The sequence below is a fragment of the Mycobacterium sp. 29Ha genome (genome assembly GCF_032883055.1).
GTDB classification, from domain to species: Bacteria; Actinomycetota; Actinomycetes; order Mycobacteriales; family Mycobacteriaceae; genus Mycobacterium; species Mycobacterium gallinarum.
On sequence record NZ_JAMQTI010000032.1, the window covers coordinates 20,478 to 45,828 of the forward strand.

A 25,351-nucleotide genomic window follows, 5' to 3' on the forward strand; every position below is an offset into this window, starting at 1 on the left:
GAACGGCATGACCATCACTCGCGAGCTGCCCGCGGCGATCATCCTGGCGGCGGGCGTGGCGATCGGATCGGCAGGTACCGCATCGGCCGACGGGCCTCTCCAGCCTTCACCGGGCGAGCTGAGCGGTACCTACACCTATGAGTCCGACACCGGCCGAGTCAACACATGGGTGATCACGCCGTGCGGTCCCGGATGCGCGGACGTAGCCGTCACGCCGGTCACCGACCCGAGGGTCGTCCCTTATGGGGGGCGGGCCCTGTTGAACAACGGGCGGTGGGACATGACCGTGCAGTACGTCCATGCGGTTCGATGCAGTCCACCCAATGACAACGTCACCGCCCCTGGCACAGTTGTGTTTTCGTTCGAGGCGGCGACGTTGGACGGCACCGCGGTCAACACGCAATCCGTCCCGGCGTGCGGCGATCCTGCCGGGGCCACCTACCAAAGCGGCTTCAGCCTGGCGAAAGTCGCGTAGGCACCACGAAGCAGCGCTGCCCGACCCCTAGGCAGCGCTGCTTCACAGCACGCCGGGCCGGCTCAGCGACTCGCGAACTTGTCGGCGTCCGCGCGCGCCTGCGCCGCGATCTTCTCGGCCAGTTCGGCCTTCCACTGGATCTCCTTCTGGACCCAAGGGTTGTCCTGCGGGAACTCCTCGGTCTCCGACACCCGGCGCACCTCGACCTTGACGCCCTTGCCGAGCGGGATCTTCTGAGCCCATTGCTTGGCTTCCTCCTTCGACGACACGTCGAGGATCCAGAACCCGTTGAACAGCTCCTTGGCCTCGGTGTACGGGCCGTCGGTGACCACGGGCGGGTCGGAGTTGAAGTCGACGACGAAGCCCTCCTCGGGCCCCGTCAGCCCCTCACCGGCGAGCAGCACACCGGCCTTGATGAGCTCCTCGTTGAAGCGGCCCATGTCTTCGATGACCTGGTCGAAGTCGATCCCCGCCTCCGCCATGGCCGCCTCGGCCTCGGCGCTGGACCGCATGATCAGCATGTAGCGCGACATTTTTGTCTCCTTCTAGTTGGGAAGGGGCTCGTTCCATCGTGCCCTCGTGCATACGTCGAACGGCAACCCACTGAAATCGACACGGACGACGAAAAAAACTCATCGAATTTCGGCAACAACTCTGAACTGGTGCGTTGCGGCTCAGAACCGGCCGGGTACGCGTCCTCGTTCGCGAATCCAGCCTTTACGGGCGGCGGGGTACCACTTGAGTGACGCCGGGACGTAGGGCCATCCGGCGCGGACGCCGGCACGAATGCCGCGATATCGGCGTTCGTCGCCGCGGCCCCACGAGATGCCGAACCGCTCGCGCACGGAGGCGGGCAGTCCGCCGAAGATGACCAGTCGCATGGGCGGCGCCAGGGCCATTCGCACCGGCAGGGTGGGCAGCAACGCGTCGGTCAGTGGCCGCAGTCGCGGATGAGAGGGATAGTCCGGCGACGCGCTCATGTCCGGTATCGCGCGCCGGTTGATGAATTCGATCAGGTAGGTCGACGCGGGGTTCGGCACCAGGACCTCGTCGCAGTAGCGCTCGACCTCGCGCTCGAAGACCGCCCGGTCCGGTGGCACGACTGTGCCGGTGACGCCGTAGCGGCGATACCACTCGCAGCCCTCGGCATAGAGCTGCTCGCTCTGTTCGGCGGTCAAGCGGTGGCGATCCCAGTGCAGCGCAAGACGATCGACCATTCGCTGGAATGTCGCGTGCGCCCACCAGAAAGTCTCCGGTTGCAGCGCGTGATAGCGACCCCCGCCGGGTAGCGAGCCCTTGATGTCGCGGTGGAAGTCGCGCACCTGTATGCCGGTCGACTCGGCCAGTTCGCCGTTGTAGATCGTTCCGAGGATTCCCGGGAGAGAACGAAAGACTCGGTCGACCGGATCGTCGAAGAAGTCGGAATGGTCGATCAGTCCCTGTCCGATGGCGGGGTGCATGGTCTGCAGGAGTCCCGCCGTGCCGCCTTCGAAGGCGATGCGCATATCGCCGGCCCATCGCCACAGCAGCGATTGCGGCCCAAGCGCGGGTGGCGCGGATCCGTCAGGCTTCGACACGTCAGAGGGCGAGTTCACCGACGTCATGCCTCTGCTCCCCGAAGTATTTCGCCAGCAGGGCGTCGCTCGTGCGCTCACCCCATCGCTCGAGGTAGGCCCGGCCCACCCGAGTGCGGGCGAGAAGTTGGTAGCGAATGCAGTTCTTGGCCACGATCGGGATGACCGCCCAGGGAATCGCCCGCGGTAGGTCGAGGTCGCGCATTCCCTCAGCACGCAGGAAGTACCGCAGCATGCTCAGTAGTCGGGCGCGGCGGTAGCTGCCCCGAAGGCCCGGCAAGTTCGGGTAATGCAGGTGGCGCTGCGCTTCGACGATCGCATTCGCCAGTGGGGGTCCGGCCGCGCTGACCGTCGATTGCGTGATGAGAAGGTGGTAATTGAGCCGGTGCTGTTGGGCCTCTGTCTCGCACAACCAGTCTTCATCAACCCCCATCAACCAGCCGACGTAGCGCCACAGGTGCATGATCGCCGCAGACTCGGATTTGCTCACCCGCACCCCGAGGAGGCGGATGCCCAGCAATAGAGCGCCGTTGAACAGGCCCAGTGTTGCGGCCTGGTCGGTCTGGTTGATTGGCAGGCCCCACTGGTCGATGTCCCAGCGGCCGTTCGTTTCGAATTGGTGATTCACCAGTGCGTGCATCAATCGGACGTGGACGGTGAGCTTGAAGCCTTCGCCGTCGCGACGCATGGCGTCATGCTGAGACACCGCGACCGCCCACTTCTGCGTCTCGGCCAGACGGCGGACCGTGGTGCGCCCGGTCAGACCTCCGGTCTCAACCAACAGATCGGTGGGACCGCCGAATCGATAGCCTCCGATCAGCGATAACTGCAGCATGACATCGGCGGCATTGGTGCCCAACCGTCGGTAGGCTGCCGCACCCTCGTTCATCAGATCCCAGTCCACCCAGGCGGGTACACGCTCAACCGCGGAGAAGAACTCGCGTAACGCGCCGGGGCAGTCGGGTACGGCGTCGACGCCGTGCTCGAGCGCTGCCTTGAACTGACCCATGGATACGCGGTCGCCGTCACGCTCGCTGCGCATCGCGGCGACCAGCGCTGCGCCGAGTTCGTCGCGCTCGAGCAACCGCTGGCCGATCAGGTCGATCAGTTCAGGATCCGGCCGCGCCGTTCTGGTGAGTACCTGCAGCGGACGCCCAAGACGACGATTGCGGCGGGGTGCCTCCATGAACCGACCGGGATGCAAGGACTGGGCTTGCTGTGCGACCATGACCCGATGTTCACACGAGCAATGACTCGCGTTCAATTCGCCTTCTGATGGCGAAGGTCGATCCCGCGCTGCGCCGGACGCCGCGCCAGGAGCGATCCCGGCTGATGGTCGACCGCATCCTCGACGCCGGTGAGCAGATGCTGATCGCCCACGGGTATGACGGAGCCTCCACCAACCGCATCGCCGCGGCCGCGGGAATCAGTCCGGGCTCGCTGTATCAGTACTTCCCCAACAAGGACGCCATTGCGGCGGCCGTGATCGACCGGTACAGCGATCAGTTGTCCGCCCGGGTCGCGGCGAGGGTGTCAGAACGACTCAGCCGGCCGGCGCCGGACTATGTGCGCGAGTCCATCGCCGCACTGCTGGACGCCCTCGACGTACACCCCGAATTTCTGCGGGCGGTCATGGAGCAGACTCCGCGCCTCGGTGCCGGGAGCAAGCTCGTCGCGTTCGAGCAGCGCATCGGCGACCTCACCAAGGCGTATCTGACCATCAACCAGAAACGGCTTCGGCCCGTCGGCTCGCATGACACGGCCGCGTGGATGCTGGTGCGCATGGTCGAGCACCTGTGCGTGCGGTTCGTCCTCGACCAGCCGCCGATCGGTCGCGACGAGTTCATCGACGAACTCACCACCATGGCGCTGAGTTATCTGCGTCCGTGGCCGACCCCGCCGCACGGCCGTCGGTGACGCCGCCCGAAACGCGAATTGAACGCGAGTCACCGCTCGTGTCAGCATGTGGTCGCCGCCTGGACGGCGGGCCCCAGCCGTACAAGAAGTAAACGAGCATAACCGTACCTATAAGTATTGAAAGCTCCGCGGAGGGTCGGTGACTGGTCGTAAGGTCGGTCTTGAAATCGCCAGACGGCGTGGTCATCGGTCGTAGAAACTTCGCAGAAGCTCAGTTATGTTAATGACCATTCATAGAAACCTTGACGTTGAAGGGTCGGCAGCCATAGCGTGTCGGGCGGTAGTGAGGTTGCTAAGAACAAGCCGACGCCGGGATTGCCGGGTTGGTGTCCGAACGTGAGGGTTGACGTTGACTCGGCACAAGCAAGTGGGCGGCTGATCGTCTTGACGCGACGGGTTCGAGGCTGGTGACCGCTCCACCTGCAGACCGGGCAAAAGCCGGCGACGCCGACGACGGCCTCGAAGCCATCCAGAACTGGAGCGCGGGATACGTTCGTCGCCACCCCTTGGCCTCGCTGGCCACCGTTGGCGATCAGTTCGTTCTTGCCGTCCGCACCGTTCAGTACTTGGTCGTCGACCTCTTCACCGGTCGCTTCCAGTGGCAGGAGTTCATCCGCCAGGGAGCCTTCATGGCCGGCACCGCGGTCCTGCCGACGATCCTGGTGGCCCTACCCATCGGCGTCACCTTGTCGATTCAGTTCGCGTTGTTGGCCGGCCAGGTGGGTGCAACCTCGCTCGCCGGTGCCGCGAGCGGGCTGGCGGTGATCCGACAGGCCGCATCGCTGACGGCCGCGATATTGATGGCCGCTGCCGTCGGATCAGCGATCACCGCGGACCTCGGCTCGCGAAAGATGCGTGAAGAGACCGACGCGATGGAAGTCATGGGAGTCTCGGTGATCCGGCGTCTGGTGGTGCCGCGGTTCGCCGCCGCCATCATGGTCGGTGTCGCGCTCACCGGCGTCGTCTGCTTCGTCGGCTTCCTGGCGAGCTACCTGTTCAACGTCTACTTCCAGAACGGCGCACCCGGCAGCTTCGTGGCCACCTTCGCCTCGTTCGCGACCACCGGCGATCTGATCGTCGCGTTGTTGAAGGCGGTGATCTTCGGCGCGATCGTCGCGGTGGTGTCGTGTCAGAAGGGCATGTCCACCGTCGGTGGTCCGACCGGTGTCGCCAACTCGGTGAACGCGGCGGTCGTCGAATCGATCCTGATCCTGATGGTCGTCAACGTCGTCATCAGTCAGCTCTACATCATGATGTTCCCGAGAGTGGGGCTGTGACATGGCCGTAGCCCCCTACCGGCCCAAGGCCTTCGTCCCGGTGATCCGCGCGTACCGCAGGATCAGCACGCCGCTGATGCGGCTGGGGCACATGTTGGTGTTCTTCGTCAGGGCGTTGGCGGGTGTGCCCATCGCGCTGCGTCACTACCGCAGCGAATTCGTCCGCCTGCTATCCGATATCGCTTGGGGCAACGGATCTTTGGTGGTCGGAGGCGGCACGGCCGGCGTGGCGATCGTGTTGGGCGTCACCGTCGGGGCTCTCGTCGGGATCGAGGGTTACAACTTCCTCGACCTGCTCGGACTGGGACCGGCGACGGGAATCATCTCCTCCCTGGTCAACACCCGTGAGCTCGCGCCGATTGCCGCCTCGCTGGCGTTCGCCACCCAGGCCGGTTGCCGATTCACCGCCCAGCTGGGCTCGATGCGCATCGCCGAAGAGATCGACGCTCTGGATTCGCTTGCCATTCGGCCTATTCCGTATCTGGTGACCACGCGGCTGATGGCGTCGGTGGTCGCCGTCGTCCCGCTGTACGTCGCCTGCCTCGCGGTGAGCTACCTGACAACCCAAGTCGTCGTGTACGTCATCAGCGGCGGCTCGACAGGCTCGTATCTGCACTACTTCTCGCTGATGCTGTCCGGTCAAGACATCCTCTATTCGCTCATCAAAACCATCATCTTCGTGTGGATCGCATCGACCGTGCAGTGTTACTACGGCTTCTACGCCTCCGGCGGTCCAGAAGGCGTGGGAGTCGCCGCCGGACATGCGATGAGGGCCAGCATCACCGTCGTGATCATGGTCAACATGTTGCTGACGATGGCGCTGTGGTCTGTCGATGCCGGCGCAAGGTTTGGGGGATAAGGGAGCCTACGGATAAAGATGTCGAATTCGCTTGACCCGGACGGACGTGGACCGTCGAACCGCCAGCTGCTCGGTTGCGGCGTGGCGCTTTTCGTGGTCGCCGCCCTTGCGACCGCGACGTTGTTGGTCAAGTCGACGGGTCGGCTCGACCCCTATGTCCGGGTGGTGGCCGACCTCGTCAACGTCGGCGACGGCCTGCCGCAACGGTCCGACGTCAAGTACCACGGTGTGCTCGTCGGCATGGTGGAAAGCGTCACACCGGCCGCTGACGGTAGGCCGAACTTCGTCCACATCGACCTCAAACCCGAATATGCACAATCGATTCCAGCCGGAGTGACGGCACGGGTAGTGCCAAGCAACGTGTTTGCGGTGTCCTCGGTGCAGCTCGTCGACCAAGGGACGGGGGCACCGATCCGAGCCGGGGCCCACATCCCGGAGGACACCGAGCTGCCGACGGTCCTGTTCCAGACCACCATCAGCAAGCTGCGCGACCTGCTGGCGGCGACCGGGCGCGGTCGTGAGGACAAGACGGTGGGCATCCTCGCCGCGGTGAACGCCGCGACCGAGGGCAAGCGGGCCGAACTGCTGGCCTCCGGTGCGCATTTGAACCGATTGATCGACCAGCTCGACTCGATCGTCGCCACCGAACCCGATGCGACGACGGTCTCCGCGCTCATCGATGCGACCCATGGGCTGCAGGCGACGGCACCCGAGCTCATCGACTCACTGCACCAGGCGATAGAGCCGATGCAGACCCTTGTCGAACAGCGCTCGCAACTCGACGCGCTCATCTCCGGCGGCGTGCACACCATGGGCACGACGCACACCGCGTTGAACAACCACGCGGACCGACTCGTCAAGATCACCGGAGAGATGACGCCGGTGATCGGCGTGCTGGCGCAGACGTCGCACAACTTCGTCCCGGCATTCGTGAAGCTGAACACGTTGGCGGACAGGTTCTTCGAGCATGTGTGGATGCCCGATCGCGACATCGGCAACATGCGGGTCAACCTGACCTTCACGCCCAGCTACACCTACACCCGCGCGGATTGCCCGCAGTATGGCGAGTTGAAGGGACCCAGCTGTTTCACCGCGCCGCTGGTTCCCACCAGACCCGAACTGCCAGACGTCCTGTTACCGCAGAACTATCAGCCGCCGAAAGACCTGGCGCCGCCGCCCGGCACCATCGTGGGCGAGAACGGCAACCTCGTCGCCGTTGAACCGCCCTTGATCAACCCCAATCCGGCCCTGGCCGATCCCAATCCACCACTGCCGCCGTGGATGCCGCCTTCGCCACCGGTACCCGGAACATCGAATCCGGCACTGGTGCCAACACCGCCGCCGCCGGTACCGCTGTCACCACCGGCACCGGTGGCGCCGAAACCATGGTCGGATCCGACGGCGCCGAACACGAGAGATGCGACAGGCGGCGCACCGGCGGTGCCCGCACCGCCCGCCCTACCGGCTGAGGCCGCGCCCGCGTCGCACGGCGGAAACGTCGGCCCGGTCGGCAGCCCAGGGGAGCGGGCCCAATTCAGCCTCCTCACCGGACAACCGGCGACGAGCGCCACCCAACTACTGCTCGGCCCGCTCGCTCGCGGGACGACGGTCTCTGTTGTGCAGGAGGCAGGATGAGATACCGCGGCGCACTGATCGGTCTGTCGCTGTTCATGGTGGTGGCCGTGGCGTTGACCTGGCTGGTCTATGCCACACTGCGCCGCGACGTCGCCGGTGAGACGGTCCCCTACGCCGCTGTGTTCACCGACGTGTTCGGCCTGCGCGAAGGCGACGACGTGCGCATGGCGGGCGTACGCGTGGGCCGTGTCGAAAGCATTGAACTGCAAGGCGATAAGGCGAAGGTGTCCTTCGTGGTGCAGTCGGACCAGCAGGTACTGGGGACCACCGTGGCGTCGGTCACCTATCAGAACATCGTCGGCCAGCGCTATCTCGGGCTGTCGCTGGGCATCATCGGCGAGCCGGGACCGCTACCGCCGCACAGCGTCATCCCCGTCGAACGCACCGATCCGTCCTTCGATGTCGGCACCCTGCTCAACGGCTATGAACCCCTGTTCAGTCTGCTCAATCCGCGCGACGCCGACAATCTCACCAAAGGAGTCCTGCAGTCGCTGCAGGGCGACACCGGGTCGATCACCGCCCTCGTCGACCAGACATCGCAGCTGACGGAATCATTCGCCGGTCGCGACGAGGAACTGGGCGCCGTCATCACCGATCTGAACACGGTCGTGGCGAACCTCGCCAGACACAACGACGATCTCGACCATGTGCTCACCGAAACCCAAACGGTGGTATCCACTTTCGACGCCCGGCGCCCCGAGCTGGTCGCGTCCACGGGTGCGATCGCTAAGGTGGTGCGACAGCTGTCCACGATCTCCGACGAGGTGTACCCGCCGTTGAACGAGCTCGTCACCCGAGAGCCGGGATTCGCGTCGCACATGGTCGGCCTCGAGCCACAGCTGGCGTTCACCGGTGCGAACCTGCCGCTGCTGCTCAAGGGATTCGCACGCATCACCAGTGACGGTCCATACGCCAACGCCTACGCCTGCGACCTCAATATCCAGGGCTTCTTCCCCGGGCTCAACGACGTGATTCCGATCATCGTCGATGCCGCTTCACCAGGACCGGGCACCCAGTACTCGCCGAAGTGCAGGAACATGGCCAATGGCTGACCAATCACCAAGGCGGCGACGGATCCCGCTCGAGGAACGCAACAAGACCTGGCTTGGCATCATCGCCGTCGCGGTGGTCACGGTGCTGATCGGATCGCTGCTGCTCGTCAAGGTCGCCGATGTGGGGTATCGCCACTACACAGCGCAGTTCCTGCAAGCAGCCGCGCTGCAGGTGGGCAATCCGATCACCATCGCGGGCATCCCGGTCGGGGAGGTGACCAGCATGGAGTTGGCGGGCGACCACGTCGAAGCGGGGCTCAAAGTCCGCGACGACATTCCGCTCGGCACGCAATCGCGCGCGTCCATCAAGATCACCACCATCCTCGGCTCCCGCTACCTGTCGTTGCAGCCGGCAGGGGAAGGGTCGTTGCCGGACAACACCTTTGATCTCGAACACACCGAGGTGCCATACGATCTGCAGGAGGCGCTGTCCGACGTGACGACCACCTACGAGCAGGTCGACTCGGATCAGTTCGCCGAAACACTCGGTGTCCTCGGCAAGCAGATGCAAACACTGCCACCGGTCATTCCACAGGCGTTGGCCAACACCAAGACGTTGTCGGAGATCATCGCCCAACGACGCGACCAGTTGGGATCCCTGCTGAAAACCACTGAGACGGTGACGAATACGCTGCGCCGTCAGCAGTCCACCATTGGAACCCTGGTCCGGCAGGGCAATTCGCTGGTGGGCGAGTTCGTCGCCCGGCGTGAGACCTTCCACGCGATGATGGCCGCGCTCACCAACCTGGTCGAAACGCTCAGCGGTATCGTGATCGACGACCGCCCGCAACTCGAGGCCTTGCTGCGGGACATCCGTGAACTGTCTGGCATGCTCGGCCAGCACGACGACCTGGTGCGCAGCACTTTGCAAGCCGGCCCCGTCACATTGCGAAATCTGACCAACGCCACCGGTAGTGGCAACGCGGTCGGATTCAACGCGCCCAACGGCCTGCTCGTCGACTCGTGGATGTGTGCGATCAGCGAGCGCGCCGAACAGTTCAACATGATTCCGTACTTCCAGGACTGCAAATGAGAACGAAAGCGCTTGTCCTCGGTGCCGTCGTACTCGTATCGGTGGTGGCGGGCGCCGCCTTGGTATGGACCTTCGCCGCGGATCGACTGGATACGGTCACGGTCACCGCCCAGTTCGACAATGCAGCAGGACTTTACGAGGACAACACCGTCGCGGTGCTCGGCATGCCGGTGGGCAAGGTCACCAAGATCACCCCCAAGGGTGGGTATGTCGAGGTCGAGTTCACCGTGGACAAGGACGTCAAGGTGCCTGCGGATGCCCAGGCGGTGACGATCTCGAACTCGATCCTCACCGACCGCCAAATCGAGTTGACGCCGCCCTACAGCGGCGGCCCGGCCCTGCAGAACGGCGACACCATCGGACTGAATCGAACCAAGACCCCGGTCGAATTCGCCCGAGTGCTAGACGTTCTCGACAAGCTGTCGGTTTCGCTTCGCGGTGACGGTCACGGCAACGGCCCGGTCGCCGACCTCGTCAACGCCAGCGCCGCCATCGCCGACGGCAATGGTCAGCAGATGAAGGATTCCCTCGGTGAACTGTCGGAAGCCCTGCGGCTGAGCGCCGACGGCGGCGCGGTGACGCGCGACCAGTTGACGACCATCATCCGCAACGTCAGTTCACTGCTCGATGCCGCCGCCGCCAACGATGCGATGCTTCGTGAGTTCGGATCGAACGTCAATGTGCTCAGCCAGGTCATCGCCGACGAGGACCTCGGAAGCGGGACGACCGGCAAGAAGCTGAACGAGGTACTCGTCCAGACAGGCGAGGTTCTCGAGGCCAACCGCGAGGCGATCAAGGGCATCGTCGCCAACGGCAACACGGTGTCGCGCACGACCGTCGACCATGAGCGCGATCTCGAGGAGTTCCTCGATCTGGCGCCGATGACGCTGGACAACATCTACAACATCATCGATCAACGCAACGGCGCCATCCGGGCCAAGGTGCTCACCGACCGGGTGCTCTTCGACAGCCAGACGATGAAGGAAGTCTGCAACATGATGGGTCTGCGCCAGCTCGGGTGCAGCACGGGGACATTGCAGGACTTCGGTCCGGACTACGGACTGACCTACATGCTCGACGGTCTGGCCGCGATGGGACAGAAGTGATGTTCGCCCGTCGATTCACCGCGCTGGCCGCAGCCGTTTGCCTGGCCGTAACCAGTTGTGCGTCAGAAGGATTGGCCAGCCTGCCACTGCCCGCACCCGGCGTCGGCTCCGGCGGTTACACGCTGACCGCGGTGTTCTCCAATGCGCTCAATCTGCCCGCCAATGCGAAGGTGAAACTCGCGGGCGCCGACGTCGGGCAACTCGAATCGATGGTCGCTCGCAATTACACCGCCGTGACGACGTTGCGCATCATGGACGGGGTGCGGCTACCCAGGGGCAGCACCGCCGAGCTGCGGTCGGCAACGCCGCTCGGTGACGTGTTCGTCGCGGTCAAGCCGCCGAGCCCGGCCGAAGCCGGTGCGCCGCTGCTGAAGGACGGCGACACCATCGAGCTGGATTCGACGACCGCCGCCGCGACGGTCGAGTCGGTGCTCAGCTCGGCCGCGATCCTGGTGAACGGTGGCGCGGTGCGCAACTTCACGAATATCGTCAACGGCCTCGGCAAGGCGACCGGTGATCAGGGCGAAGCCTTCGGCACGCTGATCCGCAAGACGAACAACACGCTCGGCAGGCTCAATTCGCGGTCGGACCAGATCGCCGACGCGATGACCGAGACGTCACGACTGGTCGACACCATCGAGGCGAAGAACCAGAGCCTCGCCGATGTGCTGGCCGAGGCTCGGCCCGCCACCGACACTCTGGCCGTCCATACGAGCGAGATCGCCGACCTCGTCGTGCAGATCGGCGACGTCTCCGAGCAGCTGCGCAAGTTCCCGTCGATCGCGGGCACCGACGCCAGCGGCCGGAGCGTGATCGCCGACGCGAACGAGATCGCGCGGGCATGGAACGACGTCGTGCTCACACCCGACGCCACGTTGCATTCGCTGAACCGGCTGATGCCTCCGTTCGTGAAGTCGACCACCGGTACTGCGCTCGCGGTCAACGGCAGCATCGACCGACTGATCCTCGGCTCGATACCCGACATCGGGTTCGCCGGTGACCCGGGGCTGCATGGCCCCAAACGGTACAACTGGCACCAGTTGGTCGGAACGTTCCAGTACACGCTCTACCGGCTGCAGGAGCGGGTCGTCGGCAAGGGGCCAGGTGTCCCGCAGGTGCCCGTGATCCCCAACCCTGACGTTCCCGGAGAGGTGATGATCGCGCCGCCGCCACCGCCCGGCGTGCTTCCACCGGGAGCGCCGCCAGCCGGTCTGCAGCCGCCGCCGGCCTCCGTCCCTGCAGTCCCGCCGAGGACGCCATGATCGCCACCGTTGCCAATCACCTCGTCGCCGCGGTGCGCTTCGGATACCGCCGGAAGGCGTGGCTGTCAGCCGGTGCGCTGCTCTTCACGCTGGTCCTGGCCGTCGCGTACTTGTCCCTCGGTGCGCTGCAGGTGAATCCGCTGACATCGACCAATCGCGTGACCATCGAACTGCCGGATTCGGCAGGGCTGCTGCCGAATCAGGACGTCACGCTGCGCGGCGTGCGGGTCGGGCGGGTGGACCGACTCGACATCACGCCGTCGGGGGTCAACGCGGTTGTCGACGTCGACTCGGCGGTGCCCATCCCGGAGTCCAGCGACGTACGCGTGTCGGGACTTTCGCCCGCGGGTGAGCAGTACATCGATTTCGCGGCGCAGTCGAGTGACGGGCCCTACCTGAGGGACGGCGCTGTGGTCAGTCAGGGCAGGGCCACCGTCCCGGTCAGTCTGGCGGAATTGCTCGCTGATGCCGACGGCGCGCTGGCGCAGGTCGACACGGCGCAGATCGAGCTGATCAAACGCGAATTGAGCCTGAGCAAGGACGGTCCGCGCAAGCTCGCCGACATCGTCAACGGCGGCACCTTCCTGCTGTCCACTCTCGACTCGGTGTTGCCGGAGACCACCAGCGTGCTGCGCAACAGCCGTACCGTATTCACCCTCGTCGCCGACAAGAACGCCGGGATCGACGTCGCTTCAGGCAATCTCAGCGAGACGTTCACCGGGATCAACACGATGCGTGAGGGTTACCGCCGTCTCACCAACGAGGCGCCGGGCACACTGTCCGACGTCGACGCCCTGTTCATCGACAACTCCGACACCATGGTGCAGCTGCTCGGGAATCTGACCACGACATCGCGACTGCTCTACCTTCGAGTGCCCGCGCTGAACGCGCTGTTTCCGACCCACCGCACATCGGTGCTGGACGCGATCACCAGCACGTTGCACGACAACGGACTGTGGGCAACCGCGGACCCCTACCCGATGTACTTCTGTGACTACGGAACGCCGCGTCTGCCACCGTCTTCGGCAGACTTTCCCGAGCCGTTCATGTACACCTACTGCCGCGACGACCATCCAGGTGTACTGATTCGCGGAGCCAAGAACGCACCGCGTCCCGCCGACGACGACACCGCAGGCCCGCCGCCGGGCGCCGACCTCGGCCGTCAGACCGATCCGACGCCGAAGGGCCGCTTCACAATTCCCACGCCGTACGGTGGCCCCGTCCTGCCCATCGAGCCACCGCGTTGAGTGATCAAAGGAGATGACCTTGTCAGTGACAACCGATAAAGATGACGCCGACACCGCCGACGAACTGAAGCCGACTGAAACGGGCGAGGCGGCAGATGACACCGCGCCGGACGACACCGGGAACGACGTCGGCGACAGCGAGCCCGCAACCGACCGTCGCTGGGGGCGACGCCTGCTAATCGGCGCAGTTGTGGTGATCTTCGTTGCCGCACTTGCCACTTCAGGCTACCTCGGCTGGCAGCTATGGCAGGACCAGCAGATCGAGCAGGCGAGTCAACAGGCTCAACAAGCAGCCGTCACGTACGCGCAGATCTTGACCAGCATCGACTCCAACAACGTCGACGAGAACTTCGCCCAGGTTTTGGACGGGTCGACCGGTGAGTTCAAGGACATGTATTCGCAGTCGAGCGTTCAGCTACGGCAATTGCTCATCGACAACAAGGCGACGGCGCATGGTGTCGTGCTGGATTCGGCGGTGCAGTCCGCGTCCAAGGACAAGGTTGTCGTGCTGCTGTTCGTGGATCAGGCGGTATCCAACACCAGCGTGCCCGACCCCCGGGTCGACCGCAGCAGGATCAAGATGACGATGGAGAACGTCGACGATCGTTGGCGGGCAAGCAAAGTCGAACTGCCGTGATCGCACGCTGCGTCGTCGCGATCGTCGCCGTTGGGGCGGCGTTCTGCGTGGCACCGGCCGTGTCGGCGTCAGCGCCGGCCCTGTGCGGTGAGCTGGGCGGTCATTGGGACGGGCAGTCCTGCAGCACGTCGGTGGAATCGGAGCGCGAGGCGGTTCGCAACATCAAGATGGCGTTGCCCGGCGATCTGGTGGAAAACCCCACCATCCGGGAGTACCTGACCAACCTGATGAACAACTGGCGCAATGCGGCGCGAAAGATGGCTCAAGACAGCTTCGGCGAGGAGCAATTCCAGATCTTCCAGCACGGGGACGCGATGACGGTCGTCTTCCACGAGATGTACTCGGGCACCGTCGGTACCGACGCCCTCGCCCACCCGAACGCGCCCATCATCAGCGACGCCTACCGCACTTTCACCTTCGCGGGCGGCCGACAGTTGACGCTGGCCGACCTGTTCAAGCCGGGAGTCGACCACGGGGCTGAGATCCCGCGGTTGGGTGCGCCGTTCATCGTGGCGGCCCTCGATGCCGCACCGCCGCCGCATCAGCCTGGGACCTATCCGTTCACCCCGGACCGCTGGACCCCGGACAAGGTGTACTCCGGCGGCTACCGGGCCTGGGCGTTGACAACCGATGAGTTGATTCTCTATATGCCCGACTACCCCGTCGGTCATGACACCCCGTTGGACTACACGGTCGGCCGCATGCAGTGGGCGATGGACGGCGGTACGGTACAGGCCCATATTCCGCTGGTCGCGCTGCGTTCGATACTGCGTCCCGAGTTCGGTGGCGCATAGCCGAATAGCGCCACGGCTGCGGCCGCGCGGGTCATACTTTGCGGATGCCCTTCGCAGACTTGGTAATTAACGCGACCGTTCTTACCGTCGACGACGCACAACCCACTGCCGAATCGATAGCCGTGTCCGGTGGCCGCATCGTCGCCGTGGGTGGCAGGTCTGAGGTCGCGGCCTGGATCGGCCCGGACACGCACACCGAGGACCTCGGTGACGCATGCGTCATGCCCGGCCTCGTCGAGGCTCATGGGCACCCGCTGATGGAGGCCATCGTGCTGTCGGACCGGATGGTCGACATTCGCCCCGTCACGCTGGCGAACGCCGACGACGTGGTCGCGGCGATCAAAGGGGAAGTCGCCAAGCGCGGGGTCGAGGGCGCCTACCTCAACGGCTGGGACGCGCTGCTGCAGGACGGACTACCCGACCCGACGCTCGCCTGGCTCGACGGCATCGCCCCCGAAAACCCGTTGGTGATCATCCACAACTCCGGACACAAGGCCTACTTCAACTCCGCGGCGGCCGCCCGCGTCGGCCTGACCGGTGACACACCGGACCCGAAGGGTGCCAAGTACGGACGGAACGCCGACGGGTCGCTCGACGGGAGCGCCGAGGAGATCCAGGCGGTGTTCCCGCTGCTGCAGGGTGCGATCCAGCCCACTGACTACCCGGCGATGCTGCGCGCCGAACTCGCCCGGCTGAACCGCGCCGGGTTGACAACATGTTCGGAGATGGCGTTCGACCCGGGGTTCCGCCCGGTGATCGACCAGATGCGTGACGACCTCACCGTGCGGCTGCGCGTCTACGAAATGTCCACCGCCGCGATGACCACCGACCAGGTACCAGACAACGGCGACGACATGTTCCGGCAGGCCGGCATCAAGATCTGGGTCGACGGCTCTCCGTGGATCGGCAACATCGACCTGTCGTTCCCGTACCTCGACACCGCGGCCACCCGCAGCGTCGGCATTCCGAAGGGGTCGTGTGGTTGTGCGAACTACACCCGTGAGCAGCTGACCGAGATCGTTGGCGCCTACTTTCCGAAGGGCTGGCAGATGGCCTGCCACGTCCAGGGCGATGCGGGTGCCGACACCATCCTCGACGTCTACGAAGAAGCGCTGCGCGCGCACCCCCGCGACGACCATCGGTTGCGCCTCGAGCATGTCGGCGCCATACGCGACGACCAACTGCAACGCGCTCACGATCTCGGCGTCACCTGCAGCCTGTTCGTCGACCAGATCCACTATTGGGGCGACATCGTCGTCGACGGCCTGTTCGGACCTGAGCGCGGAAACCGTTGGATGCCATGTGGTTCGGCGGTGGCGACGGGGATGCGCATCTCCTTGCACAACGATCCGCCCGTCACACCCGAGGAGCCACTGCGCAACATCAGCGTCGCCGTCACCCGCACCGCACCGAGCGGTCGGGTGATCGGGCCGGAGCAACGGATCACCGTGGATCAGGCGATCCGGGCGCAGACCATCGACGCGGCGTGGCAGCTGCACTCCGACGACGTCATCGGCTCGCTGGAAGTGGGCAAGTACGCGGACATGGTGGTGCTCTCGGCGGACCCGCGAACGGTGCCGCCCGAGCAGATCGCCGACCTCGAAGTGCGTGCGACCTACCTGGCGGGCAGGCAGGTATACGGACAATGACGCGGCTGGGCGGTTCGAACATCGTTGCGCCGCAAAGCCGCAACCAGAACAGGAGTAGTGATGTCCGAATCCGTACCGCATCGCCATGCCGCATCGGAACCGCATAGGCACGCTGCACCAAACCCATGGACGACGATCCGGACCCCTAGGTTCTGGCTGACGCCAATCGTCGTGTCCCTCGTCGTGTTCTCGGCGTTGGCGTTGTTGTACCTGGCGGGAATCCTCAACCCGACACCGAATCTGCGGCATTTCCCGGTCGCGGTCGTCAACTCCGATGCCGGCGCCGACGGCAAGCAGATCGTCGACGGGTTGGTGTCGGGACTGAACCCCGATCAGTTTGACGTGCGGGTGTTGTCGGAGGACGCGGCCAGAGCACAGTTGGGTCGGGCGGAGATCTACGGACTTGTCCAGATACCGTCGGACTTCTCGGCGAAGCTGCAGGCCCTCGGCCAGGGCGCGTTGCGGCCAGGTCAGGTGACTCGGCCGGTCATCACGATCTCCACCAATCCCCGGGCCGGCGAGTTGGGCTCCAGCATCGCCGGGTTGACGTTGGGCAAGGCGGTCAACGAGATGAGCGACAAGATCGGCCAACGCATCTCTGCACAGGTGCAGAAGGCCAGTGGCGCACCGTTGCCAGGTGGCGTTTCGCTCGCACTGACCAGCCCTGTCGATGTCCAGGTCAACGACTTCAACCCACTGCCGGGCGGAACCGGCAACGGCTTGTCGGCTTTCTATTACGCGCTGCTGTTGTTGCTCGCGGGGTTCACCGGCAGCATCCTGGTGAGCTCACTGGTCGACTCGATGCTCGGCTTCGTACCCGCCGAGCTCGGCCCCATGTACCGGTTCGCCGAACCGGTCAAGATCTCGCGGTTCACAACACTGCTCGTCAAATGGGGGTTGATGGCCATCATGGCGGTACTCACGTCCGCCGCATACATCGGTATCGCCACCGCGTTGGGTATGCCGATACCGAATGCGTGGACGCTCTGGGCATACGGCGCGTTCACCATTGCGGCCGTCGGGATCACCTCGACGTCGTTGATCGCGGTGTTGGGTTCGGTTGGGCTGCTGGTGAACCTGTTCATCTTCGTCATGCTGGGACTACCGTCCAACGGCGCGACGATTCCGCTGGAGGCGGCCCCCAAGGTGTTTGGATGGCTCGCGAAGTTCGAACCTATGCATCAAGTCTTCCTTGGTGCGCGGGCGCTGCTCTACTTCGACGGTCGTGCCGACGCCGGGCTCACGCATTCGCTGACGATGACGGCTATCGGCCTCCTCATCGGCCTGCTGATCGGCGGCATCGTCACCCGCATCTACGACCGTCGAGGCCTGCAGCGCAGTCACACGGCAGCCGACGACACGTAAACGGCCGGATTGGCCGAAACGCGGGTACCGCCGGCGGTGTCCGTGGCAGGCTCAGAGCATGTCTGACCTGGCTGAACCCCGCTTCCTCGACGAACGCACGGCTCATTGGGCCGAAACACGACCCGACGCCGAGGCGTTCGATTACCTCGACCGATCCTGGACGTGGGCGGAGTGGAATGACCGCGTGCGCCGGCTGGCAGGTGCGCTGAAGGAGCGCGGCGTCAAGCGCGGGGATGTGGTGGCGTTCCTCGACAAGAACCACCCCGCCTGTGTGGAGCTGACGCTGGCGGCCGCCTCGCTGGGCGCGGCCAACGCGATCATCAACTTCCGGCTGGCCGCCGACGAGCTCGACTACGTGCTCAACGATTCGGGCGCCAAAGTGCTGATCGTGGGAAAGGAACTGCGGGCCAACGTCGACAAGATCCGCGACAAGCTCACCCACGTCGAGCACGTCATCGAGGTGACACCGGAGGGCGGCGACGGCGATGAGTACGAGGCGATGCTCGCGGCGGCTACGCCCGTCGATCGTCAAGACGATGTCGAGCCCGACGATGTCGCGATCATCATGTATTCGTCAGGCACGACGGGCAAACCGAAGGGCGTGCAGCTGACTCAGGCGAACATCATCGCGCACACGGTGAACGCGCACGAGGGGTTCGAGTTCGACGAAGGCGACAAGAACATGGTGTCGATGCCGCTGTTCCATGTCGGCGGCTCGTCCTATGTGCAATTCGGAATCCACGACGGCTTCCCCAGCGTCATGACCCGCGAGGTCGACGGCGCGTCCCTGGCCGGCGCAATCTTCAAGGGTGCCAACCGGACATTCCTGGTGCCCGCGGTGCTGGCCAAGGTGCTCGACTCCGGTGAGGATGCGGTCAAGCTGTTCGGATCGCTGAAGACGTTCGCCTACGGCGCTTCGCCGATGCCGCTTCCATTGCTGCGTCGGGCGCTCGAAGCGTGGCCGAACACCGATTTCATGCAGGCGTACGGGCTGACCGAACTGTGCGGCGTCATCAGCCACCTGCTTCCCGAGGCGCACCGTGACCCGGGCAAGGAGGAGCGACTCTCGAGTGCGGGCACGCTGGTTCCCAACGCGGAGGTGCGGGTGGTCGATCCCGACACTCTCAAAGACGTGCCAGAGGGTGAGCAGGGTGAATTATGGTTCCGCTCACCACAGTTGATGAAGGGCTATCACAACAAGCCGGAGGCGACGGAGGAGTCGATCACCGAGGACGGCTGGTTCCGCACCGGTGACATAGGGCGCGTCGACGATGGCGGCTACATCTTCGTCGAGGACCGACTGAAGGACATGATCATCTCCGGCGGAGAGAACATCTACTCGATCGAGGTGGAGCGGGTACTCGCCGAGCATCCCGCGGTCTCCGATGTCGCGATCATCGGCATCCCCGACGACAAGTGGGGTGAGGTCGTCAAAGCCGTTGTCCAACTCGAGGGTGAGGCCACCGAAGACGAGTTGATCACCTTCGCCAGAGAGCGCTTGGCCGCGTACAAGTGCCCGAAGTCCGTCGATTTCAAGGACGAGTTGCCGCGGAATCCGACCGGAAAGATCCTCAAGAAGGATCTGCGCAAGCAGTACTCGTAAGGCGGCGACCGCTCGACGGTCTACGTCGGTGGCTCGACCGGGATGGCGATCTCGTTGCGCCGCCGGAACGGTACCGTCCACGGCGGATCGAAGAACCACGCGACCGGCTCGCCCACGGGTTCGATATCGTTGTCGCTCAGGATCTTCCGCAGTTCATCGGTCCTAGCGGCGACGGCCGCCGGGCTGCGGTCACCAGTGAAGCGCAGGACGCCGTAGGTTTCGGCCGGGACCTCGACGAGGGTGACGTGATCATCGTCGGGTTGCGGCAATGTCTCCATCGTCCACTTGGACGGCATGAAGAAGCGGATCGTCGACTCGCCCTCCGTGTTTCGGGCCTGTGCGACCGGCGCCGTCATGGCAATCGTGTCACCGCGATGCTGGCTGACAGGCGCCGTCATCGAGATCGTCTCGCCGCGGTGATTGGCGCCGAAAATGTAACCCGCCAGTCGGCGGAAGCCGATGTTGCGGGCGCGTTCGTCGTCGGCCGCCACCGCCGTTTCGGCGGCGATCCGCGGGCCGTACCGCCGGATCTCCACCCGATCGGTCAGTTTGGTCGCCAGATAGTGGGGTTCTTCGGTGCCGACGCGGATGCCGACGATCGACAAGATCGATTCGGCAACCTGGCCCGGTATGTCGCTCAGTCTCATCAACGCCGCCTGTTCAGCGCCCAGATGTGAGTCGACAGCGCGGTGGCGAACGAGGTCCACGCTGCGTAGGCGGCCATCGGGGCTGCCTTCCCACCGCGGACGGCGACCGAGCGCCGGGTCAGGTCGGCGCTGCTGATTGCCAGGATTCCGGCCGCGATCGCCGATGTGCCAAGCCAGCGGCGATTGAAGAACAACCAGGACCAACTCCCGTTCAGGATCAGGTTCGTCGCCAGCGCCGCAATATACGTCCGTCGCTCGTCTCGTAGTCCGCGTTGCTCCAGGTCGTCGATTGTCGCGGCCGACACCACTGCGATGTCGGCGTACAGGATCGGCCAGACGATCGGAAAAGCCTGGCGCGGAGGCTGATACGGCGGCTTCTTCAGGTTCGCATACCAAGGCGACTGCGCCGGGCGGCTCGCCAGCCCGCCGATGACCGCCGTCGCCGCGGTCGCCACAGCGGTTCCTGCGATAGTTCCTGACTTCAAGATCTGCTCCCTCGTGGCATCGTTAAGTTTCTTAACTATATCCACGAGGCGCCGGTCTAAACGCGGGCCAAAAGTGACCGATGCATGACGACCAAGGTCACCATCCCATGGAGCCCGGTATTCCCTTGAACGGCCCCGCGACCCGACTCGTGATCCAGCCGCCGTAAAAGCCCCCTGGCTGCGGAGTGACCTCTTCTCCGTCCACCGTGCACCGGTCCACCAGCGCAGGCATGACCGCGAGCGCGCCGGCGATCGCGGTGAATCCACGGGTCGGTGACACATAGGTCCATGCCGCCCGTGACGCCACCCGGCGCGGGCTGACGAGATCGAAATAACTCGCCTGCCCCTTCCATTCGCACCATGAGGAGCCGGCCGCCGCACGCAGACTGCCATCGATGAAGCTGCTGGCAGGCAGGTAATAGGTCGGGGGATGGCTGGTCTCGAGCACGCGCCACGCCGCCGTTGTCGATGCGATGACGACGCCTCCGAGTTCGACGGTGATCGAACCGTGGAACTCCTCCAGCCGCGGCGGTCGTGGGTAGTCCCACACCGACTCCTGGCCGGGACGCGGTTTGTCAGGGGTGGGCATGTCACCACTGTAAAGCCGGCATCGATGAACCGGAGCGGGGCAGTATGGTCTGCGTGCCGCAGCTCGATGAGGTTCTCGACGGATTGCATGTCGTTTCGCTGCCGATGCGAGTTCGGTTCCGCGGCATCACCGTTCGAGAGGTCGCGCTCATCGAGGGCCCCGCGGGCTGGGGTGAGTTCGGGGCATTTCCCGAATACGAGCCGCCCGAAGCGGTGTTTTGGCTGGCGTCGGCCGTCGAGGCGGCATACCGGGCGCCCCCCGCCGTCCGGCGCGACCGCATCCCGATCAATGCCACCGTGCCCGCCGTCGTCGCCGGGCAGGTGCCCGAGGTGCTGTCCCGGTTTCCCGGCGCGCGCACCGCGAAGGTCAAGGTGGCCGAGCCCGGGCAGACCCTCGCCGACGACGTGGTGCGCGTCAACGCAGTACGCGCACTGGTACCGACGGTGCGCGTCGACGCCAACGGAGGCTGGAGCGTCGACGAGGCAGCCGAGGCGGCCGCCGCACTGACCGCCGACGGCCCGCTCGAGTACATCGAGCAGCCGTGCGCGACGGTGCCCGAGCTGGCTGCGCTGCGCCGCCGTGTTGACGTGGCGATCGCGGCCGACGAGAGCATCCGCAAGGCCGACGACCCGCTGCGCGTGGTGCGCGAGCACGCCGCCGACGTGGCGGTACTCAAGGTCGCGCCGCTGGGCGGCGTGGCCAGGATGCTCGAGATCGCCGATCAGATCGACATCCCGATCGTGGTGTCCAGCGCGCTCGACTCCGCGGTCGGCATCGGCCGCGGACTGCTCGCCGCCGCCGCGCTTCCCGATTTGCCGTATGCCTGCGGCCTCGGCACCGGCGGGCTGTTCGTCGACGACGTCGGCGAACCCGCCGAACCGGTCGACGGGTTCCTGCCCGTCGCACCAGTGACGCCGGATCCGGCGCGGCTGGCCGCGCTGGCGGCGGCTTCCGACCGTCGGCGCTGGTGGATCGACCGAATCAAGGCCTGCTACCCGCTGATGTCCTAATTTGTGGGGGTCGCGGCCTAGACGCCACGCGGGCGCTGGCCAACACTGAAGGCGTGCGATCGGTGGTGATCCTCGGCTTCCCGGGCGTCCAGGCTCTTGACCTGGTCGGCCCGTTCGAGGTGTTCACGGGAGCCACCATCTGTCTGGCCAGTCAGGGGCGAGCAGACGAGGGCTATTCGGTCACCATCGTGACCCGGACGGGCGAACCCGCCGCCACTCTCACCGGCCTCGCACTGGTTGCCCAGCCGTTCCCCGACCCGCGCGAACCGATCGACACACTCGTGTTGCCCGGAGGCATGGGCGTTGACGATGCGCGGCGGGATCCCGACACCGTCGGTTGGATTCGGATCGCCGCCGAGCAGTCGCGGCGCGTCGTCAGCGTATGCACCGGCGCCTTCATCGCGGCGCAGGCCGGTCTGGTCGACGGTTGCGTCGCGACCACGCACTGGGCGTTCGCTTCGCAGCTGGCCGACGAGTTCCCCGCCGTGACCGTCGATCCCGAACCGATCTTTGTGCGCAGCTCCGAACAGGTCTGGACCGCGGCCGGTGTCACGGCGGGGATCGACCTGACCCTGTCGCTGGTCGAAGACGACTACGGCACCGACGTCGCGCAGACGGTGGCGCGCTGGATGGTGATGTACCTGCGGCGGCCCGGTGGCCAGACGCAGTTCGCCGCGCCGGTGTGGATGCCACGCGCCAAGCGGGCACCGATCCGCGACGTGCAGAACGCGATCGAAGCCGAACCCGGTGGCGCGCACAGTATTCCCGAACTCGCCCGGCGCGCGGCGATGAGCCCTCGGCACTTCACACGGGTGTTCACCGATGAGGTGGGGGAGGCGCCAGGGGCATATGTCGAGCGGATCCGCACCGAGGCCGCCCGCAGGCAACTCGAGGAGACCGACGACACCGTGACGGTCATCGCGGCGCGCTGCGGCTTCGGTAGTGCCGAGACGCTGCGCCGCAATTTCGTTCGACGACTGGGCATTTCGCCCGATCAATACCGCAAGACGTTCGCCTAGTAGAGGAGATGGCTCCAAATGTCCCAGCAGATCGCAATCATGGTGTACCCCGGCTTCACCGCACTGGACTTCATCGGGCCCTACGAGGTGCTGCGTAACCTGCCCGATGCCGAGGTGCGGTTCGTGTGGCACGAGCCGGGACCCATCACCGCTGACTCGGGAGTGCTGCTCATCGGTGCGACGCACTCGTTCGACGAAACCCCCTCTCCGGACATCATTTTGGTGCCGGGCGGCATGGCGACCTTCGAGCACGCCCGCGACGAGAAGGTGCTCGACTGGGTGCGCAAGGCACACGAGACGTCCACCTGGACGACGTCGGTGTGCTCGGGCTCGGTGATCCTGGCCGCCGCGGGCATCCTCGAAGACCGCCGTGCCACGTCGCACTGGCTGTGCGTGCCGATGCTCAAGCCGTTCGGTGTCGAGCCTGTCGGCGACGAGCGGATCGTGCGCGACGGCAAGATCGTGACCGCGGCGGGGGTGTCGGCGGGCATCGACTTGGGGCTGTGGCTGTTCGGTCAGATCTGCGGCGACGCCAAGGCCAAGGCCGTGCAGTTGGTGATCGAGTACGACCCCCAGCCGCCCTACGACTCGGGTCATATGTCGAAGGCGTCGGCGGCGACCAAGGCGGCGGCCACCGCGGCGCTCAGCGTCGAGACCGTCAAGGGGCACCAGTTGACGCCGACGGTCCAGCTGCTGTGGGGCGCGGCCATCGACCGCGTGCGTAGCGGCCGCAAAAAGTCGATTTCGGTGTAGCGGGGAGCGCTCAGCGCGACTGCCGACACCGAAATCGCAACCGCGATACGGTCGCAGGCGTGGGAATTCCTGAGGTTCCGCCCAACCCGCCGTCAGCCGTGGTCAGGGCCGGCGCGCGGCTCACGGCGACAGGTCCTGGGCAGACGTTCCTGCGCCGGTACGGCTGGCGCATCGACCGCGCGCTGATCAAGGCGACCAAGGGCCATCTGTCGATCTCGATGGTCCGACCGGAGGTGCTGCTCACGCACACCGGCGCGAAGTCCGGTCAGCAGCGCAGTACACCGCTGACGTATTTCACCGACGGCGGCCGCGTCATCGTCGTCGCCTCCAACTACGGGGGCGTTCGGCATCCCGCCTGGTACCACAACGTCAAGGCCAATCCCCGCGTCACGCTCACCTCCCGCGGTTACCAGGGCACCTTCGTGGGCGAGGAAATGCTGGGCGCGGAACGCGACCGGCTGTTCGGGCTGGCCACGCAGTTCATGCCGAACTACGCGGGATACCAGAAGACGACGCAGGGTCGCCGCATCCCGGTGGTGGCGTTCACCGAGGTCGAGTGAGCAAGTAGCGTCGTCGGCGTGGATTTGGCGTACGACGACCGCGGTAAAGGCGATCCGGTGCTGTTCATCGCAGGTAGGGGCGGTGCGGGTCGCACCTGGCACCTACATCAGGTGCCGGAGTTCCAACGCGCGGGCTACCGCTGCATCACCTTCGACAACCGGGGTATCGGTGCCACCGAGAACGAAGACAACTTCGGCGTCGAGGAGATGGTGGCCGACACCGCCGAGTTGATCGAGAAGCTCGACGCCGGACCTGCGCGCATCGTCGGCGTCTCGATGGGCTCCTACATCGCGCAGGAACTGATGCTGGCGCGTCCGGAGCTGGTCAGTGCCGCGGTGCTGATGGCCACCCGCGGCCGCCATGACCGGGCGCGCAGCTTCTTCCGCGACGCCGAACGTGAACTCTACGACGCCGGCATCGAGCTACCCGCGTCGTACGACGCGAAAATCCGTCTGATGGAGAGCTTTTCGCCGGCCACGCTGAACAACGACAACTTCGTCCGCGACTGGGCCGAGATGTTCACGATGTGGCCCACCAAGCCGTCGCCTGGACTGCGCTGTCAGACCGACGCCGCGCCCACGACCGATCGGCTGCCCGCTTACCAAAGTATTACGACGCCCACGCTCGTCATCGGGTTCGCCGACGACATCGTGCTGCCGCCGCATCTGGGCCGTGAGGTCGCCAAAGCCATCCGTACCGGCTACTACCTGGAGATTGCCGACACCGGTCACCTCGGATTCCTCGAGAAGCCGCAGGAAGTCAACGCCGCAGCGCTGAAATTCTTCGCCGATAGTCTGTAGTG

25 protein-coding genes and 1 pseudogene are annotated in these 25,351 nt (G+C 65.4%); 20 read left to right on the top strand and 6 right to left on the bottom strand.

Annotation, left to right across the window (positions count from 1 at the left end; all coding sequences use genetic code 11):
* Positions 1 to 7: 7 nt before the first annotated feature.
* Complete coding sequence (locus M1248_RS29330) at positions 8 to 475, top strand: hypothetical protein (protein ID WP_163734713.1); 468 nt, start codon at positions 8 to 10, stop codon at positions 473 to 475.
* Positions 476 to 537: 62 nt separating this feature from the next.
* Here the strand turns inward: M1248_RS29330 and M1248_RS29335 are convergent, their stop codons facing one another.
* The 3 genes from M1248_RS29335 to M1248_RS29345 all read right to left on the bottom strand — a co-directional run bounded on the left by M1248_RS29335 (position 538) and on the right by M1248_RS29345 (position 3,277).
* Positions 538 to 1,008, bottom strand: coding sequence for a YciI family protein (locus tag M1248_RS29335; RefSeq protein WP_163734714.1), 471 nt, complete (start codon positions 1,006 to 1,008; stop codon positions 538 to 540).
* 141 nt (positions 1,009 to 1,149) lie between these two features.
* Positions 1,150 to 2,079, bottom strand: a complete 930-nt coding sequence (locus M1248_RS29340; protein ID WP_317150517.1) for an oxygenase MpaB family protein — start codon at positions 2,077 to 2,079, stop codon at positions 1,150 to 1,152.
* Positions 2,054 to 3,277, bottom strand: coding sequence for an oxygenase MpaB family protein (locus M1248_RS29345; RefSeq protein WP_163734718.1), 1,224 nt, complete (start codon positions 3,275 to 3,277; stop codon positions 2,054 to 2,056). Before M1248_RS29345 ends, M1248_RS29340 begins: the two co-directional genes overlap by 26 nt.
* A 47-nt stretch (positions 3,278 to 3,324) precedes the next feature.
* Here M1248_RS29345 and M1248_RS29350 point away from each other — a divergent pair, with 47 nt between their 5' ends.
* The 14 genes and pseudogenes from M1248_RS29350 to M1248_RS29415 all read left to right on the top strand — a co-directional run bounded on the left by M1248_RS29350 (position 3,325) and on the right by M1248_RS29415 (position 19,485).
* Positions 3,325 to 3,966, top strand: a complete 642-nt coding sequence (locus M1248_RS29350) for a TetR/AcrR family transcriptional regulator (RefSeq protein ID WP_232076324.1) — start codon at positions 3,325 to 3,327, stop codon at positions 3,964 to 3,966.
* Between the two features lie 467 nt (positions 3,967 to 4,433).
* Positions 4,434 to 5,243, top strand: coding sequence for an MlaE family ABC transporter permease (locus M1248_RS29355; RefSeq protein WP_410506754.1), 810 nt, complete (start codon positions 4,434 to 4,436; stop codon positions 5,241 to 5,243).
* A 1-nt stretch (position 5,244) separates the two neighbouring features.
* Positions 5,245 to 6,102 carry an ABC transporter permease gene (locus M1248_RS29360; protein ID WP_317150518.1) on the top strand — a complete coding sequence of 286 codons (858 nt, stop codon included), beginning with the start codon at positions 5,245 to 5,247 and terminating at the stop codon, positions 6,100 to 6,102.
* Between the two features lie 18 nt (positions 6,103 to 6,120).
* The gene (locus M1248_RS29365) at positions 6,121 to 7,737 is read left to right on the top strand and encodes an MlaD family protein (RefSeq protein WP_317150519.1); all 1,617 of its coding nucleotides are present in this window, start codon (positions 6,121 to 6,123) and stop codon (positions 7,735 to 7,737) included.
* Positions 7,734 to 8,789, top strand: coding sequence for an MCE family protein (locus M1248_RS29370; RefSeq protein ID WP_317150520.1), 1,056 nt, complete (start codon positions 7,734 to 7,736; stop codon positions 8,787 to 8,789). The genes M1248_RS29365 and M1248_RS29370 overlap by 4 nt, the downstream gene beginning before the upstream one ends.
* Positions 8,782 to 9,822 carry an MlaD family protein gene (locus tag M1248_RS29375; protein WP_317150521.1) on the top strand — a complete coding sequence of 347 codons (1,041 nt, stop codon included), beginning with the start codon at positions 8,782 to 8,784 and terminating at the stop codon, positions 9,820 to 9,822. Before M1248_RS29370 ends, M1248_RS29375 begins: the two co-directional genes overlap by 8 nt.
* Positions 9,819 to 10,928, top strand: a complete 1,110-nt coding sequence (locus M1248_RS29380; RefSeq protein WP_317150522.1) for an MCE family protein — start codon at positions 9,819 to 9,821, stop codon at positions 10,926 to 10,928. The genes M1248_RS29375 and M1248_RS29380 overlap by 4 nt, the downstream gene beginning before the upstream one ends.
* The gene (locus M1248_RS29385) at positions 10,928 to 12,190 is read left to right on the top strand and encodes an MCE family protein (protein WP_317150523.1); all 1,263 of its coding nucleotides are present in this window, start codon (positions 10,928 to 10,930) and stop codon (positions 12,188 to 12,190) included. The genes M1248_RS29380 and M1248_RS29385 overlap by 1 nt, the downstream gene beginning before the upstream one ends.
* Positions 12,187 to 13,437: an MlaD family protein gene (locus M1248_RS29390; protein WP_317150524.1), complete on the top strand. Its 1,251-nt coding sequence runs from the start codon at positions 12,187 to 12,189 to the stop codon at positions 13,435 to 13,437. Before M1248_RS29385 ends, M1248_RS29390 begins: the two co-directional genes overlap by 4 nt.
* A gap of 19 nt (positions 13,438 to 13,456) precedes the next feature.
* Entirely contained in the window at positions 13,457 to 14,074 is a 618-nt protein-coding gene (locus M1248_RS29395; protein WP_410506753.1) for a tetratricopeptide repeat protein, read from the top strand.
* Entirely contained in the window at positions 14,074 to 14,868 is a 795-nt protein-coding gene (locus M1248_RS29400; RefSeq protein WP_317150548.1) for a mannan-binding protein, read from the top strand. The genes M1248_RS29395 and M1248_RS29400 overlap by 1 nt, the downstream gene beginning before the upstream one ends.
* Positions 14,869 to 14,912: 44 nt before the next feature.
* Entirely contained in the window at positions 14,913 to 16,517 is a 1,605-nt protein-coding gene (locus M1248_RS29405; RefSeq protein ID WP_317150526.1) for an amidohydrolase, read from the top strand.
* Positions 16,518 to 16,577: 60 nt separating this feature from the next.
* A pseudogene (locus M1248_RS29410) lies at positions 16,578 to 17,855 on the top strand (DUF3533 domain-containing protein); the annotation flags it as partial.
* Between the two features lie 85 nt (positions 17,856 to 17,940).
* Positions 17,941 to 19,485, top strand: a complete 1,545-nt coding sequence (locus tag M1248_RS29415) for a long-chain-fatty-acid--CoA ligase (protein WP_163734746.1) — start codon at positions 17,941 to 17,943, stop codon at positions 19,483 to 19,485.
* Between the two features lie 20 nt (positions 19,486 to 19,505).
* On the opposite strand, the gene M1248_RS29420 is transcribed toward M1248_RS29415, so the two are convergent.
* From M1248_RS29420 to M1248_RS29430, 3 genes are all read right to left on the bottom strand, one after another.
* Positions 19,506 to 20,132 (bottom strand): heme-binding protein, encoded by a 627-nt coding sequence (locus M1248_RS29420; RefSeq protein ID WP_317150527.1) that lies wholly within the window; start codon positions 20,130 to 20,132, stop codon positions 19,506 to 19,508.
* Positions 20,132 to 20,617 carry a TspO/MBR family protein gene (locus M1248_RS29425; RefSeq protein ID WP_163734757.1) on the bottom strand — a complete coding sequence of 162 codons (486 nt, stop codon included), beginning with the start codon at positions 20,615 to 20,617 and terminating at the stop codon, positions 20,132 to 20,134. The genes M1248_RS29420 and M1248_RS29425 overlap by 1 nt, the downstream gene beginning before the upstream one ends.
* A gap of 97 nt (positions 20,618 to 20,714) precedes the next feature.
* Positions 20,715 to 21,206, bottom strand: a complete 492-nt coding sequence (locus tag M1248_RS29430) for a DUF427 domain-containing protein (RefSeq protein ID WP_163734760.1) — start codon at positions 21,204 to 21,206, stop codon at positions 20,715 to 20,717.
* A gap of 44 nt (positions 21,207 to 21,250) precedes the next feature.
* Between M1248_RS29430 and M1248_RS29435 the strand changes: the two genes are divergently transcribed.
* From M1248_RS29435 to M1248_RS29455, 5 genes are all read left to right on the top strand, one after another.
* Complete coding sequence (locus tag M1248_RS29435) at positions 21,251 to 22,216, top strand: o-succinylbenzoate synthase (protein WP_317150528.1); 966 nt, start codon at positions 21,251 to 21,253, stop codon at positions 22,214 to 22,216.
* Between the two features lie 62 nt (positions 22,217 to 22,278).
* Positions 22,279 to 23,235, top strand: coding sequence for a GlxA family transcriptional regulator (locus tag M1248_RS29440; RefSeq protein WP_317150549.1), 957 nt, complete (start codon positions 22,279 to 22,281; stop codon positions 23,233 to 23,235).
* A gap of 18 nt (positions 23,236 to 23,253) precedes the next feature.
* Positions 23,254 to 23,988, top strand: coding sequence for a DJ-1/PfpI family protein (locus tag M1248_RS29445; protein ID WP_163734766.1), 735 nt, complete (start codon positions 23,254 to 23,256; stop codon positions 23,986 to 23,988).
* 59 nt (positions 23,989 to 24,047) lie between these two features.
* Entirely contained in the window at positions 24,048 to 24,548 is a 501-nt protein-coding gene (locus tag M1248_RS29450; RefSeq protein ID WP_163734769.1) for a nitroreductase family deazaflavin-dependent oxidoreductase, read from the top strand.
* A gap of 18 nt (positions 24,549 to 24,566) precedes the next feature.
* Positions 24,567 to 25,349, top strand: coding sequence for an alpha/beta fold hydrolase (locus M1248_RS29455; protein WP_163734772.1), 783 nt, complete (start codon positions 24,567 to 24,569; stop codon positions 25,347 to 25,349).
* Positions 25,350 to 25,351: the final 2 nt, after the last annotated feature.

What these genes read in the sequence shown, in the direction of transcription:
- M1248_RS29330 (WP_163734713.1), top strand. Translation starts at nt 8, where the DNA reads ATGACCATCACTCGCGAGCTGCCCGCGGCGATCATCCTGGCGGCGGGC.
- M1248_RS29335 (WP_163734714.1), bottom strand. Translation starts at nt 1,008, where the DNA reads ATGTCGCGCTACATGCTGATCATGCGGTCCAGCGCCGAGGCCGAGGCG.
- M1248_RS29340 (WP_317150517.1), bottom strand. Translation starts at nt 2,079, where the DNA reads ATGACGTCGGTGAACTCGCCCTCTGACGTGTCGAAGCCTGACGGATCC.
- M1248_RS29345 (WP_163734718.1), bottom strand. Translation starts at nt 3,277, where the DNA reads ATGGTCGCACAGCAAGCCCAGTCCTTGCATCCCGGTCGGTTCATGGAG.
- M1248_RS29350 (WP_232076324.1), top strand. Translation starts at nt 3,325, where the DNA reads ATGGCGAAGGTCGATCCCGCGCTGCGCCGGACGCCGCGCCAGGAGCGA.
- M1248_RS29360 (WP_317150518.1), top strand. Translation starts at nt 5,245, where the DNA reads ATGGCCGTAGCCCCCTACCGGCCCAAGGCCTTCGTCCCGGTGATCCGC.
- M1248_RS29365 (WP_317150519.1), top strand. Translation starts at nt 6,121, where the DNA reads ATGTCGAATTCGCTTGACCCGGACGGACGTGGACCGTCGAACCGCCAG.
- M1248_RS29370 (WP_317150520.1), top strand. Translation starts at nt 7,734, where the DNA reads ATGAGATACCGCGGCGCACTGATCGGTCTGTCGCTGTTCATGGTGGTG.
- M1248_RS29375 (WP_317150521.1), top strand. Translation starts at nt 8,782, where the DNA reads ATGGCTGACCAATCACCAAGGCGGCGACGGATCCCGCTCGAGGAACGC.
- M1248_RS29380 (WP_317150522.1), top strand. Translation starts at nt 9,819, where the DNA reads ATGAGAACGAAAGCGCTTGTCCTCGGTGCCGTCGTACTCGTATCGGTG.
- M1248_RS29385 (WP_317150523.1), top strand. Translation starts at nt 10,928, where the DNA reads ATGTTCGCCCGTCGATTCACCGCGCTGGCCGCAGCCGTTTGCCTGGCC.
- M1248_RS29390 (WP_317150524.1), top strand. Translation starts at nt 12,187, where the DNA reads ATGATCGCCACCGTTGCCAATCACCTCGTCGCCGCGGTGCGCTTCGGA.
- M1248_RS29405 (WP_317150526.1), top strand. Translation starts at nt 14,913, where the DNA reads ATGCCCTTCGCAGACTTGGTAATTAACGCGACCGTTCTTACCGTCGAC.
- M1248_RS29415 (WP_163734746.1), top strand. Translation starts at nt 17,941, where the DNA reads ATGTCTGACCTGGCTGAACCCCGCTTCCTCGACGAACGCACGGCTCAT.
- M1248_RS29420 (WP_317150527.1), bottom strand. Translation starts at nt 20,132, where the DNA reads ATGAGACTGAGCGACATACCGGGCCAGGTTGCCGAATCGATCTTGTCG.
- M1248_RS29430 (WP_163734760.1), bottom strand. Translation starts at nt 21,206, where the DNA reads ATGCCCACCCCTGACAAACCGCGTCCCGGCCAGGAGTCGGTGTGGGAC.
- M1248_RS29435 (WP_317150528.1), top strand. Translation starts at nt 21,251, where the DNA reads ATGGTCTGCGTGCCGCAGCTCGATGAGGTTCTCGACGGATTGCATGTC.
- M1248_RS29445 (WP_163734766.1), top strand. Translation starts at nt 23,254, where the DNA reads ATGTCCCAGCAGATCGCAATCATGGTGTACCCCGGCTTCACCGCACTG.